The sequence below is a fragment of the Parasphingorhabdus sp. genome (assembly GCF_048269865.1).
In the GTDB taxonomy this organism is placed as follows: domain Bacteria; phylum Pseudomonadota; class Alphaproteobacteria; order Sphingomonadales; family Sphingomonadaceae; genus Parasphingorhabdus.
This window is the reverse complement of sequence record NZ_JBLWUA010000001.1, coordinates 219,836-237,678: the sequence shown is the minus strand read 5'-3', so window position 1 is coordinate 237,678 and position 17,843 is coordinate 219,836. Positions and strand designations below refer to the sequence as shown.

Annotated in this window: 16 protein-coding genes and 1 tRNA gene; 8 read left to right on the top strand and 9 right to left on the bottom strand. The window is 58.6% G+C overall.

Translation table 11 applies throughout. The annotated features are described in order from the left end of the window. Nucleotides 1-176: 176 nt before the first annotated feature. Both ACN0WW_RS01175 and ACN0WW_RS01170 read right to left on the bottom strand, forming a co-directional pair. Complete coding sequence (locus ACN0WW_RS01175) at nt 177-2,537, bottom strand: TonB-dependent receptor (RefSeq protein ID WP_417608527.1); 2,361 nt, start codon at nt 2,535-2,537, stop codon at nt 177-179. Between the two features lie 477 nt (nt 2,538-3,014). Next, nucleotides 3,015-3,089, bottom strand: a tRNA-Thr gene (locus ACN0WW_RS01170). Nucleotides 3,090-3,249: 160 nt separating this feature from the next. Between ACN0WW_RS01170 and ACN0WW_RS01165 the strand changes: the two genes are divergently transcribed. Beyond that, the gene (locus ACN0WW_RS01165; protein ID WP_417608526.1) at nt 3,250-3,375 is read left to right on the top strand and encodes a hypothetical protein; all 126 of its coding nucleotides are present in this window, start codon (nt 3,250-3,252) and stop codon (nt 3,373-3,375) included. A gap of 9 nt (nt 3,376-3,384) precedes the next feature. Here ACN0WW_RS01165 and ACN0WW_RS01160 read toward each other — a convergent pair whose 3' ends face one another. Both ACN0WW_RS01160 and ACN0WW_RS01155 read right to left on the bottom strand, forming a co-directional pair. Next, on the bottom strand, nt 3,385-3,876 hold the full coding sequence (locus tag ACN0WW_RS01160) for an acyl-CoA thioesterase (RefSeq protein WP_417608525.1): 492 nt from the start codon (nt 3,874-3,876) through the stop codon (nt 3,385-3,387). Between the two features lie 59 nt (nt 3,877-3,935). Continuing rightward, nucleotides 3,936-5,717 (bottom strand): aminopeptidase P family protein, encoded by a 1,782-nt coding sequence (locus tag ACN0WW_RS01155; protein ID WP_417608967.1) that lies wholly within the window; start codon nt 5,715-5,717, stop codon nt 3,936-3,938. A gap of 101 nt (nt 5,718-5,818) precedes the next feature. On the opposite strand from ACN0WW_RS01155, the gene ACN0WW_RS01150 reads away from it, so the two are divergent. Further along, the gene (locus tag ACN0WW_RS01150; RefSeq protein ID WP_417608523.1) at nt 5,819-7,885 is read left to right on the top strand and encodes a S9 family peptidase; all 2,067 of its coding nucleotides are present in this window, start codon (nt 5,819-5,821) and stop codon (nt 7,883-7,885) included. After that, a complete protein-coding gene (locus tag ACN0WW_RS01145) occupies nt 7,882-8,310 on the top strand; it encodes an acyl-CoA thioesterase (protein WP_417608521.1) in 429 nt (142 codons plus the stop codon). Before ACN0WW_RS01150 ends, ACN0WW_RS01145 begins: the two co-directional genes overlap by 4 nt. Here ACN0WW_RS01145 and ACN0WW_RS01140 read toward each other — a convergent pair. From ACN0WW_RS01140 to hemC, 3 genes are read right to left on the bottom strand one after another with little or no spacing between them, the layout of a single operon-like run. Further along, a complete protein-coding gene (locus tag ACN0WW_RS01140) occupies nt 8,307-9,275 on the bottom strand; it encodes a mitofilin family membrane protein (protein ID WP_417608519.1) in 969 nt (322 codons plus the stop codon). The two genes, ACN0WW_RS01145 and ACN0WW_RS01140, sit on opposite strands and share 4 nt — an antisense overlap. A gap of 45 nt (nt 9,276-9,320) precedes the next feature. Further along, nucleotides 9,321-10,007, bottom strand: a complete 687-nt coding sequence (locus ACN0WW_RS01135; RefSeq protein WP_417608517.1) for a uroporphyrinogen-III synthase — start codon at nt 10,005-10,007, stop codon at nt 9,321-9,323. Further along, nucleotides 10,004-10,957, bottom strand: a complete 954-nt coding sequence (hemC, locus tag ACN0WW_RS01130; protein WP_417608515.1) for a hydroxymethylbilane synthase — start codon at nt 10,955-10,957, stop codon at nt 10,004-10,006. Before hemC ends, ACN0WW_RS01135 begins: the two co-directional genes overlap by 4 nt. Nucleotides 10,958-11,001: 44 nt before the next feature. Between hemC and tsaD the strand changes: the two genes are divergently transcribed. The 3 genes from tsaD to ACN0WW_RS01115 all read left to right on the top strand — a co-directional run bounded on the left by tsaD (nt 11,002) and on the right by ACN0WW_RS01115 (nt 14,629). Beyond that, the gene (gene tsaD / locus ACN0WW_RS01125; RefSeq protein ID WP_417608513.1) at nt 11,002-12,036 is read left to right on the top strand and encodes a tRNA (adenosine(37)-N6)-threonylcarbamoyltransferase complex transferase subunit TsaD; all 1,035 of its coding nucleotides are present in this window, start codon (nt 11,002-11,004) and stop codon (nt 12,034-12,036) included. After that, the gene (locus ACN0WW_RS01120; RefSeq protein WP_417608511.1) at nt 12,033-13,028 is read left to right on the top strand and encodes an NAD(P)H-dependent glycerol-3-phosphate dehydrogenase; all 996 of its coding nucleotides are present in this window, start codon (nt 12,033-12,035) and stop codon (nt 13,026-13,028) included. The genes tsaD and ACN0WW_RS01120 overlap by 4 nt, the downstream gene beginning before the upstream one ends. 119 nt (nt 13,029-13,147) lie before the next feature. Continuing rightward, nucleotides 13,148-14,629 (top strand): lipopolysaccharide biosynthesis protein, encoded by a 1,482-nt coding sequence (locus ACN0WW_RS01115; protein WP_417608965.1) that lies wholly within the window; start codon nt 13,148-13,150, stop codon nt 14,627-14,629. On the opposite strand, the gene ACN0WW_RS01110 is transcribed toward ACN0WW_RS01115, so the two are convergent. Then, on the bottom strand, nt 14,630-15,628 hold the full coding sequence (locus ACN0WW_RS01110) for an adenosine kinase (protein WP_417608509.1): 999 nt from the start codon (nt 15,626-15,628) through the stop codon (nt 14,630-14,632). 107 nt (nt 15,629-15,735) lie between these two features. Between ACN0WW_RS01110 and ACN0WW_RS01105 the strand changes: the two genes are divergently transcribed. Further along, on the top strand, nt 15,736-16,413 hold the full coding sequence (locus ACN0WW_RS01105; protein WP_417608507.1) for an EI24 domain-containing protein: 678 nt from the start codon (nt 15,736-15,738) through the stop codon (nt 16,411-16,413). A 7-nt stretch (nt 16,414-16,420) separates the two neighbouring features. Further along, nucleotides 16,421-16,786: a hypothetical protein gene (locus ACN0WW_RS01100; protein WP_417608505.1), complete on the top strand. Its 366-nt coding sequence runs from the start codon at nt 16,421-16,423 to the stop codon at nt 16,784-16,786. Here the strand turns inward: ACN0WW_RS01100 and queG are convergent. Then, a complete protein-coding gene (queG, locus tag ACN0WW_RS01095) occupies nt 16,772-17,827 on the bottom strand; it encodes a tRNA epoxyqueuosine(34) reductase QueG (RefSeq protein ID WP_417608503.1) in 1,056 nt (351 codons plus the stop codon). The genes ACN0WW_RS01100 and queG overlap by 15 nt on opposite strands. Nucleotides 17,828-17,843 lie beyond the last annotated feature (16 nt).

The following is a 17,843-nucleotide window of genomic DNA, read 5'->3' as shown; positions in this document are numbered from 1 at the left end:
ATCTCCGGCAAAAATCAGCCCCGCCTCGATACCGAAATATTGTCGACAAATATTGGCTGATGGCCGCCCTTGTTACAGTAGACAGGCTATCTCGACGCCCCCCTGCAAAGAAAAGGGACCTCGACGCGGCTCCCGCATCAAGGCCCCTTTCCGCTTCTATTGGGAAACACCCAGCCTCAGAAGTTGAAACGCCCGGTCAGACCAGCGGTGCGGTTCGGTCCTTTGATCGGGACGTAAACCGTATCTGTCGCAGCGAAAACAGCCAATGCCGACGATGCATATTGCTTGTTGAAGAGGTTCTTCGCCCACAATGTCAGCGACCACTGATCGCCACGAACACCGACACGGGCATCCACCAGTGTCCGTTCAGGCAAATAAGCCAGATTCACCGAATCTGCATATTGCTTCGACTTATAGCTAACATCGAAACCACCAAAGCCTTCGACACTGGAAGTAATCGACGTGGCGTAATCGAGACCGAAGGCAGCCTGAACTTTGGACTGGCGTTCCAGTTGATTTCCGCCAATATCGCCGTTGGACGCACAGACGATATCGTCACAATTCCCGAAGTCGCGTTGGCGGCTGTCGATCACCCCGTCGGCATATTTGGCATCATTGAACGAGAAGCCGGCTCGCAGATCGAGGCCCTCGGTGACGGTCCAGAGCGCGTCCATTTCAAATCCCTTGACGCTCGACTTGCCGGCGTTGCCGATAATCGCGGGACCGGCGGCCAGGGCTGGCGGTGCGCTAGGCGAAGGCGTCGCTGTCACAGATATCTGTCTGTTTCCCCAGTCGATATAGAACAACGCCGCGTTAAAGGTCAGCGCTCCGTTCAGGAACGTGTTCTTCATGCCGATTTCATAGGTCCAGTTGTTGTCCGGATCGAAGGTCTTCTCTGAAGCAATGATCGCGCTGCCGTTGAAGCCCCCGGCCTTTTTGCCGTTCGCCACACTCGCATAGAGCAAATTATCGTCCGTTATATTGTAATCAACCGTGAACCGGGGAGTAAACTGCTTCCAGTTGCCCTCGGAGTTCGACACAGTTGGATTAAAAGCGGTTGGGCCACTGACAACCGACTTGTCCTCGGACTGATAGCGCCCCTCAAAGCCAAAACGAAGCTGATCTGTGGCCTGCCAGTTGACGCGACCAAAGATGGCCTTTGTTTCCACTAGCGATCGCGCCAGGGTCAGCGTCAGGAAGTCTGGGCTGGTAATATCAAATGGCGCGGTATCGAGAAGCGGCAGTCCGAACGACAAAGGAAAAGTGTCAAAGTCATTGAGCTTGGAATAAATTCCGCCGATCAGAATATCCAGCCCATCCATGGGTGAAAAGTCCGCGCGCAATTCGTGCGACCAATAGGTCACATTGCCAACCGGTGAAATCTGGAACTGATTACCCAGCACGGCGGGGTTATAGGGATTGAATGTTCCGAGAACGGGATCAATATCACTCGAGCCACCAGATACCGCGTCTGATTTGACCCGGCCATATTGATAGGTAAAGGCCAGATCGTCGTTTGGCGCCCATTCGGCGTTGCCGACAAGGATTGTTGTCGAGGAATCAAGCCCGATGTTCCGTGGATCAACGTTCGCGACCGACGGAGCGGCACCGCCGGGAAGCGGCTGGAAACGAAACGGCAATTCACCGCAATAGAGCGCCGGATTGCCTCCAACAATGGCACCGCAATTGGTGGCACCATTGGCTGGGCCAGCCGATCGCTTGCGCTGAATGACCGCTGGCGTGTCGGCAAAAATATCGAAACGATAATAGCCGAAATCGAAGCTCAGCGTGTCGGTTGGCTTCGCCACGATGCGGGCTTGATAGGATTGATTATCCCATCCGCCCAAACGGCCCGTGGATCCGGGCGAGATGTCGACATTGGCATTGGGGTGGCCATTGACCTGATCCCCGTCAAAACTGCTCACGCCGATGCCAACCTGCACAAACAGCCTGTCCTTGATCAGCGGCCCACCCGCTTCTGCAATCCCGTCAAACCGTTTATATAGCCCCGCCGTTCCTTCGATCGAGCCGCGCCATTCGTTGCCAGGCATCTTCGGGATATAGTTGATGGCCCCCGAAAAAGCATTGCGGCCATAGAGCGCACTCTGGGGACCTTTTACAACTTCCACGCGCTCAAGCCCGATCACACCGAGATTGACAGCATAGCTGCGCGGCAGAAAAATGCCGTCGAAAAAAGTGGAAACATTCTGATCAAGGTCGGTGATGCGCTGCTGCGAAGCACCGCGGATGACGGGCGTACCAGCGCCGCCAAGATAGGATTCAAAATTCAGACCCGGCGTAAGCGCCGCGATGTCGCTGGTATCGCGCACCTGACGCTCGCGCATATCCTCTGCACTAAAAGCGGCAATCGACAGCGGAACATCCTGCAACCGCTCCTCGACTTTACGGGCGGTTACGACGATGACCTGCTCGGAGGCCGCCGAGACATCGTCTTGAGCAAAGGCGGCCTGGCCACCAACCAATGCTAAAGGCGCTATCGCACAACTGGTGAAAAATCGGGTTGTAATCTTGGTCATAATATATCTCCCCAAATACCCATAAAATGGGCCATCTAAAATCCGCCACAGCGATCCCGTTTGATTCGAAATTTGACTGCGTCCATCTCCAACTCTGTTGTATCGAAACGCGATATGACTGGGGATTCAATAAACAATCTCTCCACTTGGTGGAGATTTCCATCCGCATGGCGCGCTCAAAAACGGGCCAGAAACAGCTGATTTTCTAGCTTAAAGCTTGAATCCGTTTGGTTATGCGAAAGGTCGCCATTCTTGCTTACCAAGATGATTGAGCGACAAATGAGGCCTCCAGCGCCTATTCGCTGCAAATGCCATACGCGGCTTTTATATACACGGAGAAAATCCGAGAAAGCCGAGCATAGCCGCGCCTCTGGCGACCGCCTCATTGCATCAACGGTGCCTGTCCGCTCTACATTGCGAGACAATATCCCGGCGTGACGCCACATCTATACCATTGATTTATGGGGATAAAAATGGTGGTGCTGCTAGAGAGAATTGAACTCTCGACCTCGTCATTACCAATGACGCGCTCTACCACTGAGCTACAGCAGCCTGACCATTTTATGCATCTGCCTCGTCCGCTAGATGGCGCGGATAATGCCAGACCGCGGGCCTAAGACCAAATGGTTTGCATCTTGTCAAGCGGAGTTGCGTTTTTCGGTGGATAATGCCATCAGGCGCTATGCCAAAACCCCAGCCCAAATCTGAAAAAATGCGTAAGGAAGCTGAGAAAGCCGAGCGCCTTGCCGCCCAGTTGCGCGCCAATCTGCGGCTTCGCAAAGCCCAGGCCAGACAGCTAGGGCCGGGCGATGACGACGCCAAGACGCAGTCTAGCTAACACAACCCTTTAGACATTCACCACCGCTCGTTCTGGCTTGATCAACTCAAAATCGCTGACCGCTTTGATGAATTTCGCTGACACGGGCGATACCTCTTCTGTGGCCGGATCAAACCAGACATAGGTCGTCTTGACCACGGTGAGCAGTTCCTGTCCGCGCAGGATATGCACCAGCAAGGCATAACTTGTCCGTCCAAAGCGTGTGATCCGCACCGCGATATCAAGCAGGTCATCGGCCTTTGCCGACGCGCGATAGTCGATGTCGGCATGACGCACCCAATTGTCGCCGCCAAAATGCCGGGTGAACGTGCCCAGCATGTCATCATCGCCCTGCGGCCTGTCTGCTGCCACCAGGGCGCGCATATATTCTGTCATCCCGATATCGGCAAAGGCCAGATAATGGGCGTTGAAGACAATGCCCTGCAAATCGCATTCGGCATAGCGCACGCGCAGCGGGGTGATCAGGCGAAAGCCGTCGCGGGGATTTTTCTGTTCTGTCATGGCGCTGGCTCTTTCCCCAGCTCCGCCGGACTGTCAACCGGGATTGGCTGCCGTCAGGATCAGAGCGGCGCGGTTTGCAACTCCAGCCATTCAAGTGCATCGCCCTCCAACTGGGGCGCAATCACCGCACGCACCTTTGCATGATAGTCGTCGACCCACTGACGCTGGCCCGGCGAGAGCATGTCGACAACGATCAGCTTGCGCTCCAGCGGCGCAAAGGTCAGCGTCTCGAAGCCCAGCATGGTCTGTTCACCACCTTCAATCTCCCGCTCCTCGACCAGGAACAGATTCTCGATGCGAATGCCGAAATGGCCAGCCTTGTAATAGCCGGGTTCGTTGGAAAGGATCATCCCCGGCTTCAGTGCCTCGTTCAATCCGCCGAAGCTAGCGATCCGCTGCGGCCCTTCGTGCACCGACAGATAGCTGCCGACACCGTGACCCGTGCCGTGCCCATAGTCCACACCATCGGCCCAGAGATATTGCCGGGCCAATATGTCCAGCTGACCACCTGTCGTGCCCTTGGTAAACACAGCCTGATCCAGAGCAATATGCCCCTGCAGCACCTGGGTGTAGCGCTTGCACATTTCCGCGGTGGGTTCGCCAACCGCAACAACGCGTGTCACATCGGTTGTGCCGTCCAGATACTGCCCGCCGCTATCGACGAGATAGAGGGAGTTCATCTCGATTGGCTGATTGGTTTCCTCGTTAACACTGTAATGCGGCAGAGCACCATGATCACCGGCCGCAGAGATCGTCCGGAAGGACAGATCCTTCAGTTCCGGATTCTCCTCGCGGAACTGGCGCAGGCGGGTCGCAGCGGACAATTCATCCTCACCGCCTTTGGGGGCGTCCGTGGCCATCCAGTGCAGAAATTTGGTCAGCGCCGCACCGTCCCGTTTCTGAGCCGCCTTGTGGCCGGCGATTTCAGCCTCATTCTTTATGGCCTTTGCCAGAATGGTGGGGTCCCGATCCTTGACCACTGTGGCGCCAGCACCGTCGAGCGCCTCGAAAATAGCCGCAACCGATCGCTCGGGGTCTACTGCAACGGTTTTGCCGCCCATGTCCGACAACGCTTCGGCGAGCTGGTCATAGTCGCGAATCTCGACATGATTGCCGAGATGCTCGCGCACCGCATCGGTCAGTTTCTCCGGCGCAACGAACAGGGTCGCTGTCTCGTCGGCACGCACGATGGCATAAGCCAGCGGTACCGGCGTGTTGGCAATATCCTTGCCGCGCACGTTGAAGAACCAGGCGACCGAGTCGAGCGCAGCGATTACGGTCGCGTCATAGTCATTATCCTTGAGCCACGCCGCGACATCTGCCCGTTTATCGGCTGCGGATTTGCCGGCATATTGCTGGTCATGCACCACCAGTTTTTCCGGCGAGCGAGGGGGCTGATCGCCCCAGACCGCATCGACCGGATTGCGATCAACAGCAACCAGCTCCGCGCCGGTCTTTTTCAGGGCCTTGCTCGCCGTTTCGGACCAATCGCGGGTGTGCAGCCAGCTATCATAACCAATCTTCGCACCTTCGGGCGCATGGGTCGCCAGCCATTCGTGCGGCTTCTGATCCGCGACATTGACATATTCGTAGAGATTGCCGTCCACCTGATCGCGAACCTGGACGACATAGCGACCATCGATGAACATCGCCGCCTTGTCCTTCAGCACGATGGCAGAGCCGGCCGAGCCACCGAAACCGGTCAGCCAGGCGAGGCGCTGCGCATATTCGCCAACATATTCGCTCATATGCTCGTCACAGATCGGGACGACGAAGCCGTCGAGGCCGTCTTTTTGCATTTGCTCCCGCAGCGCGTGGAGGCGGGCTTCGTAGGTAGACATCAACATCGCTGAGCAAACTCCTTGAATAAGACTATTGTGCAACACATAGGAGTTCCGAACCCCCATCGCCACCTAATTCCGGCCAGAGAAGAGCAGAGACCATGACCAAAAAGCTGACCCGTCCGCCATTTGCAGAGCAGCGCGCCCACGAATATGAACGGCACGGCTACCGCATCAGTGACCCGTGGCACTGGCTAAAGGACCCACGCTATCCGGTGGTAGAGGACGAGGATATTCTCGCCTATCTGAAAGCGGAGAACCAGTGGTTCGAGCAGAATATGGCAGACCGCAAGCCGCTGACCGAAGCACTGTTTCAGGAGATGAAGGCGCGGATCAAGGAAGACGACAGCTCAGTCCCGCAGAAAGACGGCGACTGGCTCTACTGGAGCAAGTTCGAGGAGGGCATGCAATATCGCCAGCATTGGCGCAAAGCGGTATCGGGCGGCGACGACCAGCTGATGCTCGATGAAAATGAGCTGGCCGAAGGCAAGGAATATTTCCGCCTCGGCGCGGCATCAGTATCCCCCGACGGGCGTTTGCTGGCTTATTCCTATGACGACAACGGGTCGGAGCGGTTCGAGGCGCGGATCAAGGATATGACCACAGGCGAACTGCTGCCCGATGTCATCCCCGGCACCCTGTCCAGCCTCGTCTGGTCAGCCGATTCCAAGATGCTGCTCTACGGCCTCGCCAACGAACAATGGCGCACCGACAATGCCCGCCTGCATGTGCTGGGCACCGATATTGACGAGGATGTCGAACTCTATCACGAGGATGATGACGGCTTCCGGGTCAGCATCAGCCTGACCCATTCTGAAAAATATATCATCATTGCGACCGGCGATCACCAAACCAGCGAAGTGCGGCTAGTGCCCACCGACAATCCGCTGGCCGAACCGATCCTCGTGTCCGCGCGCCAGGCCGGCCGGGAATATGAGGTCGAGGAGCATGATGGCACCCTCTACATCCTGACCAACGATGATCATGTCAATTTCCGGCTGGCCACCGCTCCGGTCAGTGACCCGGACAACTGGACAAGCCTGATTGCCGGATCGGATGACTTTTACCTGACCGATATCTGCACCTTCAAGAATTTCTACGTGACCGAGGGCCGTGACAACGGTCTCGATCAGGTCGAAATCCGGTCCTATGACGATCCGTCCAGGGTTGAACGGATCACCTTCCCCGAGGCCAGCTACAGCGCCGGACTGGACGACAATCCGGAATATGATGTCGACAAGCTGCGGCTCAGCTATGCTTCGATGGTGATGCCGAACACGGTGTTCGACTATCATCTCTCCGACCATTCGCTCGAGACCCTCAAGGTCCAGGAGATACCCTCCGGCTATGACGGCAGCCAATATGTAACAGAACGGCTGATGATCGAGGCGCGGGACGGGACACCGGTGCCAGTGTCGCTGGTCTATCAGAAGGATACGAAGATCGACGGCAGCGCGCCGCTGCATCTCTATTCCTACGGTGCCTATGGCTATGCCGTGCCGCCGAGTTTCTCGACCACGCGGCTCAGTCTGGTCGATCGCGGCTTTGTCTACGCCATAGCCCATATCCGCGGCGGCGACGATCTGGGTCGCAACTGGTATCTCGATGGCAAGCTGACCAAGCGGGCCAACACGTTCAACGATTTTGTCGATGTCGCCAAGGGTCTGGTCACCAAAGGCTATACCAGCAAGGGACGCATCACCGCCTCGGGTGGCTCTGCTGGCGGCGAGCTGATGGGCGCAATCGTCAACAGCGATCCGGACCTCTGGGGCGCGGTGGTCGCGCATGTCCCCTTTGTCGATGTGCTCAACACGATGCAGGATGAAAGCCTGCCGCTTACCCCCGGCGAGTGGCCCGAATGGGGCAACCCGATCACCGACAAGGCCGCCTTCGAATATATCCGCAGCTATTCCCCCTATGACAATGTAACGGCACAAGCCTATCCGCCGATGATGATCACGGGCGGGCTCAATGACCCTCGCGTGACCTATTGGGAGCCTGCGAAATGGGCCGCGAAGCTGCGCGCGACCAAGACCGATGACAATATCCTGCTGCTCAAGACCAACATGGGGGCTGGCCATGGCGGAAAGTCGGGACGGTGGAATGCTCTGGAAGAAACGGCGGAGGAATTCGCCTTCATCCTATGGCAGATGGGAATAGCCGAATGAGCGACGCACCTTCTCCGCACGGAGCGGGGGCATCAGAATTCACTCTGTCGATAACCGCCCAGCCCGATGACATTGACGAACTCGGTCATGTCAACAATGCGGTCTGGGTAAGCTGGATTCAGGATCTTGCAACTACCCACTGGAACGCGGTGGCGCCGCAAGATGCGATTGACCGCTATATCTGGGTCGTGACCCGGCACGAGATCGATTATCGCGGCAATATCGGCGTTGGCGATAGCGTGACGGGCCGCACATGGATTTCAGACCCGCCGAAAGGGGCGCGGTTCTGGCGCAACGCAAGCTTCACCGGCGCAGACGGAAAGATCAAGGTCGTCGCGAAAACCAACTGGGCTATCGTCGAGCGGGCCTCCGGACGCCCGGTCCGGGTGCCCGCCGCTCTATCGGCGCTGTTTCTGCCGGATTAAGGCGCAGGGATGGCGTTGGACGGTGCCAGCGGCGACGGCTGGTCCACTCGTTCGCCATCGGCAGCGCGCAATTGTTGCGGTTCCAGAATCGCCGCCGTTTCGATCACGTCAAGCGCCCGCCGCGCTTCATTATAACGCCTTGCCTTTTCCAGCCATTGTAAGGCGTCTTCGTCCTTCTCCACGCCGGCGAGCTTCTCAACTTCCGCAATAGCGGCGTCGACATTGCCGGTTTCAACATAGCGTTTGGCGCGAATCAGGCGCTGATGCGGAGCCGGCGAGGGCGTGCCTTGACGGCGGATCACGAATAGCTCGCTAATTTCCCGCTTGAAATCGGTCCAGAAGCCCTCACCGCTTGAACCAGTCATCAATGTCGGCCCCAGATCATCCAGTCCGGCCGACAATTCTTCCAGTGTCACCGGCTGGCGAGAGGCATTGACAATTGTCGTGACCGCTTTCGGCTGCGCGTCGCCAAAACGAAGTCGCAGCTGCGGATCGATGTAGCCGAGCGGCGATCCGCGATCCAGCGCACGGCGCGCGGCAAAAGCGATCAACAGCCCCTCCGCACGGGCCGCGTTCCCTGAGGCCGCCTGCGCCTGTACATTGATCCGTGACAAACGGTCTTCCAGATCGGCCACGCGGACCGCCAGAGCGCGCTCCAGATCAGGTGTCAGTGTGGTCGCCGGCGCGGCGTCGGCTGACTGGGCGGGCGCAGGCAGCACACTGCCATCTGCGTCAATCCGGTTGGCAAGCGCTGTCGCCGGGTCAGGCTTCGCGCCTGCACCATCACGAACAGCAACCGCCCGGGCTTCCGTATCGGAAGCACTGTCAAACGGATTATAGCGCGACAATATCCATCCGGTCAGGATAACCCCGCCGATGAAAGCCACGATCATCAAAATCAGGACATTGCGGGTCAGGTTGCTCTTGCCAGCAGCTGACGACAACCTTTCGTAATCACGGCTCATTCCGGTTTCCCTTCCCGGCCCGGCCATATGGCGAACCAAATATTCTCATCCGCTCTGGCATAGTCGGCTCGCCAGAGACAGTAAAGACTCGTCATCCGGACGGTCAGCGATATGAAGACTTCTCCATCCCTGCCCGGCCGCTTCTGCAACCTTTGCTGAAAAAACCAGAGCATGATGCCTGTTTTTCGCAATATTCAGGCGATCCAGTTCAGACACCAATTGCCGCCCGGCGCGGGCCGAGTGGATCAGCACAATCGTCTCCGCCTGCAGAGCAGTAACAGCCCGCTCACCAAGAGCATTCGCTCTGGACCGGTAAACCGGAACGATATCCAGCCGCCGTTTACCCCCATCGAGCTTGCTATGCTGTTCTCCCGCCAGCCACAGGAGGCGGCGATAGCGGTCCGCCGCCAATGCATCGAGCAGCTGTTGGCCACCGGACTGGCCAGTTTCCACGACATTGAACCGGCTTTTTTCTGCCGCCTGCGCTGTTGCCTGTCCCACCGCCAGAATCGGCAGCGACCGGTAGGCGTCCAGCTGAGCGCCGCCGCAGACCACAGCATTGGCGCTGGTCAACAGCAATCCGTCATAATCCTGCGCAGCCGGCGCAGACCATTGTATTGGTTCGATAGTGAACAGGGGATCGACGACGGTCCGGAACCCTAGCTCCTTCGCCCGCTTCTCCGTCTGCAGAGCGCCGTCAAGCGGGCGCAGGATCAGCAGCGGCCGACTCATTTTCCAAATATGGCTCGCAGCTCTTTGCTGGCCTGCCCCAAAAGCTTGTCGGCCAATATGGTCGGAGCAGAGACATCACCGATATCGAAATGCGAGCTGCCAGCCACGAATTCCGAACCATCGGGCAACAGAATTTCGGCCCGAAGAAACACCTTCGCTCCCTCAATCGTCGCCAGCGCCGCGACCGGGCTATGGCAATCAGCGGTCAACTGTTTCAGGAATAGCCGTTCTGCAATCACCGCACGGAATGTTTTTGAGGACGATATCGCCCGCATCAGATGGCGGACATGACGGTCATCGGCCCGTGTCTCGATCCCGACCGCGCCCTGAGCCGGCGCCGGCAGCATGATCTCGTCGGAAATTTCGCTGCCGATGTCATCCATATCCAGCCGCTTGAGGCCAGCGGCGGCCAGCAAGGTGGCGTCATATTCGCCGTCTTCAATTTTCTGCAACCGGGTCTGCACATTGCCGCGGATCAGCCGGATATCGAGATCGCTCCTTTGCCGCAGAAGCTGTGCCTTGCGGCGGGGAGACGCCGTACCCACGATGGCACCTTCCGCCAGCGCGTCAATCGATTCCACGCCGACAAGCCGGTCATGGATGTCCGCTCGTTCCAGCATCGCGGCAAGAATGAAACCTTCCGGCCGGATGGTTTCGACATCCTTCATGCTGTGCACCGAACAATCGATCTCGCCTTTGCCAAGCGCGTGATCGAGCTCTTTCGTCCACAGCGCCTTGCCGCCGACCTCGGCCAGCGCCCGATCCAGAATCTTGTCGCCACTCGCGACCATCGGCACCAGTTCTACCTGCTCGGCTCGCCAGCCATGGGTGGATAACAGCGCATTGGCGGCCATTTTGGCCTGAGCCATGGCCAAAGGCGATTGGCGCGTACCGATACGCAAAGGCCGGTCTATTCCGGCGAGAATCTCATTTTTGCTGTTTTCATTCATGATAGCGCTTGTTCTAATGGCTTGAGCGCCTAAGTAAAAGCGTCATGAGCCTGATCTTGGGAATTGAATCCAGCTGCGATGAGACAGCGGCCGCGCTAGTCACGTCTGATCGGGAGATTTTGGCGCACAAACTGGCTGGCCAGGAAGCAGAACACGCGCCCTATGGTGGCGTCGTTCCCGAAATTGCTGCCCGCGCCCATGCCGAGATTCTGACTCCATTGATAGCTGCAGCACTTGCCGAAGCAGACAAATCGCTGGACGACGTCGATGCAGTCGCCGCAACCGCAGGTCCGGGACTAATCGGCGGTGTCATGGTGGGGCTGGTCACCGGCAAAGCGCTCGCAATGGCCGCCAACAAACCGCTGATTGCCGTCAATCATCTCGAAGGCCACGCGCTTTCCCCTCGGCTGAGCAATCCCGATCTGCAGTTTCCCTATTTGCTCATGCTGGTATCCGGGGGCCATTGCCAGATCTTGCGCGTCGAAGGCGTCGGTCAGTATCGGCGTCTGGCGACCACGATCGATGATGCGGCGGGCGAGGCCTTTGACAAAACGGCCAAAATACTGGGTCTTGGCTATCCTGGTGGTCCCAGAGTCGAGGCCTTTGCCAAGCAAGGCGATTCGGGCGCCGTGCCCCTGCCTCGGCCGTTGCTGCGGTCGGCAGAACCGCATTTTTCTTTCGCCGGACTGAAAAGTGCCGTGGTTCGCGCCCATCAAAGCGGTGAACACAAACCTGAAGATATAGCCGCATCCTTTCAGCAAGCCGTCGTCGATTGCCTGCGCGACCGGCTTGCAAAAGCGATAAGGGAACAGGCCCATTGCCCACATCTGGTGGTGGCAGGCGGGGTCGCTGCCAACGGTCCGATTCGCGCGATGCTCGAGCAGGTTGCTGACGAGAACGGGATGGCGTTCACGGCGCCGCCGCAGTGGCTGTGCACCGACAATGCCGCAATGATTGCCTGGGCTGGCGCGGAGCGCTTCGCAGCCGGCCTGAGCGATCCGCTGGATTTTGTCGCAAGACCGCGCTGGCCGCTGGACCCAACCGCTGATAAAGCCCGTGGTGCGGGAGTGAAAGCATGACGGTGCCTGTTGCAAAAATCGGCGTAATTGGCGCTGGCGCCTGGGGCACCGCCCTCGCGCAGGTTTTGACCGAAGGTCAGGATGAACTGCTGCTGTGGGCCCGTGAGACCGAAACTGTTGATCAGATCAATACCGACCACGAGAACCGGTCCTTTCTTCCCGGCTATCGGCTTTCCGGCAATATCCGGGCAACCCAAGACTGGGATGCGATCGCTGCCTGCGACATATTGCTATTGGTCACACCCGCGCAATATCTGCGCGCGACCCTTGAGTCCTTGCCGGAGACCGATGCAACCCTGATCCTTTGTTGCAAGGGCATCGAAGCGCAGAGCGGCATGCTGATGAGCGAAGTCGCTGCGGAATTGCGGCCTGACAATCCGCTCGCCGTGCTGTCCGGCCCGACCTTCGCCCACGAAGTGGCCCAGGGCCTGCCCACTGCCCTCACCCTGGCGTGCGAAAGCGAAGCCCTGTGGCAGCGGCTCAATCCGCTGATCGCGAAAACCAGTTTTCGGCCCTATTTCTCAGACGATGTCATCGGCGCCGAAATAGGCGGCGCGGTCAAGAATGTACTCGCGATCGGCTGCGGCGTGGTCGACGGTGCCGGTCTCGGCCAAAACGCAAGAGCATCTCTCATCGGTCGCGGCTTTGCCGAGATGCTCCGCTACGGCGCGGCGCGGGGCGCCAAGGCGGAGACCTTGTCTGGTCTGTGCGGTCTCGGCGACCTCGTGCTGACCTGCTCTTCGACGAGTTCGCGCAATTTTTCACTCGGTCGGGGCCTGGGAGAGGGCCAGTCGGCGGAATCGCTCCTGTCCGACCGGACAACGGTTGCGGAAGGCGCCTCCACCGCACCGGTTCTGCAGCAGGATGCGCGCGCACGGCAAGTCGATATGCCGATCGTCGATGCCGTCTGCGCTTTGCTCGCCGGTGAAGCCAACGTTCAGTCTGTAGTCACCCAGCTCATGAAAAGGCCTCTCGTTTCCGAACGCCGATAGGCCAAAGGCATGATGATGACAAATCCGCTAAACTGCTCTAGACTGCTTCGCTTGGAGCGGACCAGCCGGAGATCGAATTGAACAGTCCTGAATCATCAGGCACGGCTGGTGCAGCGTCACTGGATGACCCGAAACCTGCTGACAAAAGCAAAGATGATATTGCCGCGCTGGCCAAAGGCGGGCGGACCAATATTTTTGGCTTTCTGCTCCGACTGGCGGCCCGGCTGCCTTTTCTGTTCATCGCCGGACGCATCTACGGTGCGGATGCGCTCGGCCGCTTTGCCTATGCGATATTGGTGGTCGAATTTGCCGCCCAACTGGCGACGCTGGGTCTGAAGCGGGGTCTGGCAGCCCAGCTGAGCAAGACCGACCGACCCCATGTCCATGTTGTCTGGGACGGCCTGCTGGTCAGCTTTCTGGCTTCCGCAATTGCAGCAGCGATCTTGATCGCTTTCCCGTTCATCATGTTTCCCAACAGCACGATCAACGGGCTCGATCGGTTTCTCCCGCTGGTCATATTCACGGTCGTTGGAGCGGACATCGCGCTCGCTGCCCTCGCCTATCGCTATGATATCGCGGCAACCGTCCGCGCCCGGTCGATCGTCGAACCATGGACCATCAGCATCGCTGCCTTTCTTTTCTCCTATTATTCCCTGCGCGACGGTCTGATCCTTTCCTATGTCGTATCGATGATCGCAGCGCTGGGTGCGTCGCTTTGGCCCCTGTTCAAAAGCTATGGCTTGCCCCGGGGCTGGCGTCCGGATCCGCTGGATATCGCCGTGATTGCCCGGCGCAATATGCCGCTGGCAGCAGCCGATGCGGCCGAATGGGGTTCGCGCCGCCTCGATCTGGCGATCCTTGGACTGTTTGCCTCACCTGCCATCGTTGGCGTCTACTATATTGCCCAGCAAGTGGCGAGCCTGCCGCAGAAGCTGAAGACCAGCTTTGATCCGATCCTCGGCCCCGTGATCACCCGCAATCTGGCAGACGGCAACCTGAAGGCGATCGCCAGTCAGGTCAGCCAGGTCGGTTACTGGATCATCGCGGCACAAATCGGTATCGCACTGGCCTTGGCCATACCAGGCGAAGCGGTGATGGGGCTGGTCGGTCCGAATTTTGTCGGCGGGACCGGCGCTCTGGCTTTTCTGCTGGCAGCCGAAGCAGTCGCCGCAACCGCAGTAGTCAGCGAATCCGCGCTGGTTTACATCGCGCGCCATCGCAATCTGCTGATCTCGCTATCAATGTTGCTGCTGCAGGCCGCGCTCAGCGTCGCCTTCATCCAGATTTCCATCTATATGGAATGGGGTCCCTTGTTTCGCGCGGCCGCAGTTGCGGCAGCCCTTATGGTGGCCCTTGCCTATGCCTCGGTCATCAAGGCAATTTTCCTGTCAAAACTGCTCGGCGCTCCCGTCAACGGCTGGCGCTGGACATTGTTGATTGCAATCGGTGTCGCGAGCGCGATCGGCTATCTCGCGACCTATCTGCCGGAATGGGCGGAATTGATTGTCGGAATCCCGCTCATCCTCGGCAGCTACGCGTGGGTCATCTGGAAATGGGGCTTCGGTCCCGAGGACCGCAAGCTTTTCAAAATGAAAGGCTGATTAGCCGAGCCGCTTTTTTACCAGTTCCTGCAAATCTGCTTCCGGACGCGCGCCGAAATGCGAAATCACTTCCGCCGCCGCGACGGCCCCCATGGTCAGACAATCTTCCATCGAGCGCTTCTCGACATAGCCGCTCAGGAAACCGGCTGCGAAAAGGTCGCCAGCACCCGTCGTATCGACGATCTGGTCGACCGGTTCCGCGGCAACCGAAGTGGTCTTCCCGTCGCGCACCGCAATCGCGCCTTTTTCGCTGCGCGTGACAACTAGCGTCTCAACCTTTGCGGACGCCTCGGCTACCGCTGCGTCAAAATCTTCTGTCTCGCCCAGCATCATGATTTCCGCTTCGTTGGCGAACAGAATATCAATCTTGCCGCCATCGATCAGTTCCCGAAACTCCGCCCGGTGCCGGTCCACGCAAAAGGTGTCCGACAGGGTGAAGGCAACTTTCCGGCCATTTTCTCTCGCAATATCGATGCCCAGCGCCATCGCCGCCTTGGGTTCGTCGGCATCCCACAAATAACCTTCCAGATACAGAATCGCGCCGCTGGCAATCAGCTCTGCGTCGACTGCCGCCGGCGGCAGGAATTGCGATGCGCCCAGAAAGGTGTTCATGGTCCGCTGCGCATCCTGCGTGACAAAGATCAGGCACCGCGCCGTCGGCGGCTGTTTGCCCAAGGGGGGCACGTCAAAATCGATGCCTGTCGCGCGAATGTCATGGGCAAAGACTTCGCCCAGCTGATCGTCTGCGACTTGAGCGATCAGAGCGCACTGACAACCAAGCGTTGAAGCACCAGCAAGCGTATTGGCTCCGGACCCACCGCTAACTTCCCGCGCAGGCCCCATATCACGATAGAGCGCTTCGGCCCGGTCGGCGTCGATCAGGGCCATGCTGCCCTTGACCAGCTGCTCTTCGTCCAGAAATTCGTCGCTTGCTTGGGAGATTACGTCGACAATGGCATTGCCGATCGCGACGATATCGTAACGGGCTTCAGCGGTCATATTATTCCTCTTTCGGCTTTTTGCTCGATTGCGCGTGCGTTAAGGCTTTGCCGCGCTGCCATCAAGCGGAATTGACGCCCGCCCGGCAATCGCTACAAGAAGGGCAAATGATACAGGCCTTTACCCGCGCGCTTGCGCAGCTAACCGATCGGTCGATTTTGGCGATCCTGCTGAAGGTCGTACTGCTGACGATATTGCTGTTCCTGCTGTTCGGGGTCGCGGCCTATTTTGGGCTGGTTTGGCTGTTTGCGCAGCTTGGCTGGGAAGGCGGCGGATTTGCCGCAGCAGCCGCAGCAGCGATCATCGCTATATTGACCGGGTTGCTGCTGTTTCGCATCGTCGCCATTTTTGTGCTCAACATCTTCTCGGATGATATCGTCGACGCAGTTGAGCGGCGATACTATCCGGATTGGGCGGAAGCGGCAAGGCCACCCGGTTACGCACTCGGCATCAAAATGGGGCTGGCCTCAACTGGCCGCGCCCTGGGCTATAATATTCTGGCAGCACCGCTCTACGCCCTGCTGCTGGTCACCGGCATCGGCGTACCAATCGCCTTTTTCGCGGTCAATGGGCTGCTGCTCGGCCGCGATCTTCAGGACATGGTCGCAGCGCGCCATGTTCGCGATTATCAGAATCTCAAGGCCGAATGGAGCTTGTCGAAAGGGCCGCGCTTCATCCTCGGTCTGATCGCTGCGTTGTTGCTGGCAATACCCTTTGTCAATTTCCTTGCGCCGGTTTTGGCAGCCGCTATGGCTACCCATCTGGTGCATCGAAGAAGGACCTAGTGAGACCATGAAAGGCAAGTTTCTTGTATTGCTCAGCCTGCCCGCGCTTGCGGCTTGCGCCTCGACGACAGCGACCAGAGGCCCCGCTTTGCCCGCCGTCTCCGATTCACCGCTCAATTCTGTGGCTGGCCTCGATATAGTCATGGGCAAGACCAGCGGGCAGCTTGTCCGCCTGTTTGGCGACCCTCAGCTCGACATCTCGGAACCACCGGCCAGGAAGCTGCAATTTGCCAGCGGCGCGTGCATCCTGGATGCCTATCTCTATCCGCCAGAAGGCGGCGGGGAACAACGCGTGACCCATATCGACACCCGTCGCAGCGATGGCGCAGAGGTTGATCGGGTGAGTTGCGTCAACGCTCTACGGCGACGCTGATCCAAGCTGGTCCAGCGCCCAGTCGGCGGCTTCGCGAACCGCTTCATTGGCATCATTCAGCAACGCCTGAACGGGCTCGATCAGGGCAGGATCGCTGCTATTGCCAGCAGCAATCAGCGCGTTCCGAACGATCCGGTCCCGCCCGCTCCGCTTGATTGGCGACCCTGAGAACACCTGTCTGAAGCCAGCATCATCCAGCGCCAGCAGATCTGCCAGGGCCGGAGCTGCCAGTTCGGCTCTCGGCAGAAAAGCCCTGTTCGCCGCACCGGCTTGCGCAAATTTGTTCCATGGGCAAACCGCCAGACAATCATCGCAGCCATAGATATGGTTGCCGATCGCTTTTCGATATTGGTGCGGGATCGGTCCTTTGTGTTCGATTGTGAGATAGGAGATGCAGGCCCTTGCGTCGAGTTGATAAGGCGCCGGAAACGCGCCGGTCGGGCAGATATCCTGACAGGCAGAACAACTACCACAACGATCGCGTCCGGACCTCGATGGTTCCAGCGCCAGAGTGGTGTAAATTGCGCCAAGGAACAACCAGCTGCCGTGCTCGCGGCTGACCACATTGGTATGCTTGCCCTGCCAACCCAGGCCCGCAGCTTCTGCCAGCGGCTTTTCCATCACAGGTGCAGTGTCGACGAAGACCTTCACTTCGCACTTTGCTTGCCCAACCAGCCAGCCGGCGGTGCGCTTGAGCGCGCCTTTGACAACGTCATGATAGTCCTTGCCCTGCGCATAGACTGAAATCCGCCCGTGATCAGCGACATCCTCCAGCGCGAACGGATCGGTGGCGGGCGCATAGCTCATACCCAGCATGATAACCGTCTGCACATCGGGCCACAGCGTCGGCGGGTCGGCCCGCTCGTCCGCCCGGTTGGCCATCCAGATCATATCGCCCTGGCGTCCCTTATCGAGCCATTGCTGCAACCGCTGCCGGGTTTCTGGTGCGAGGCTCGACGGAGCAATGCCAACGGCGGAAAACCCCTCTTCCCTCGCCTTTATTTCGAGCGCTTTGGCCAATCTTAACTTGTCATCCGGCATAGGGATTCCCTATCAA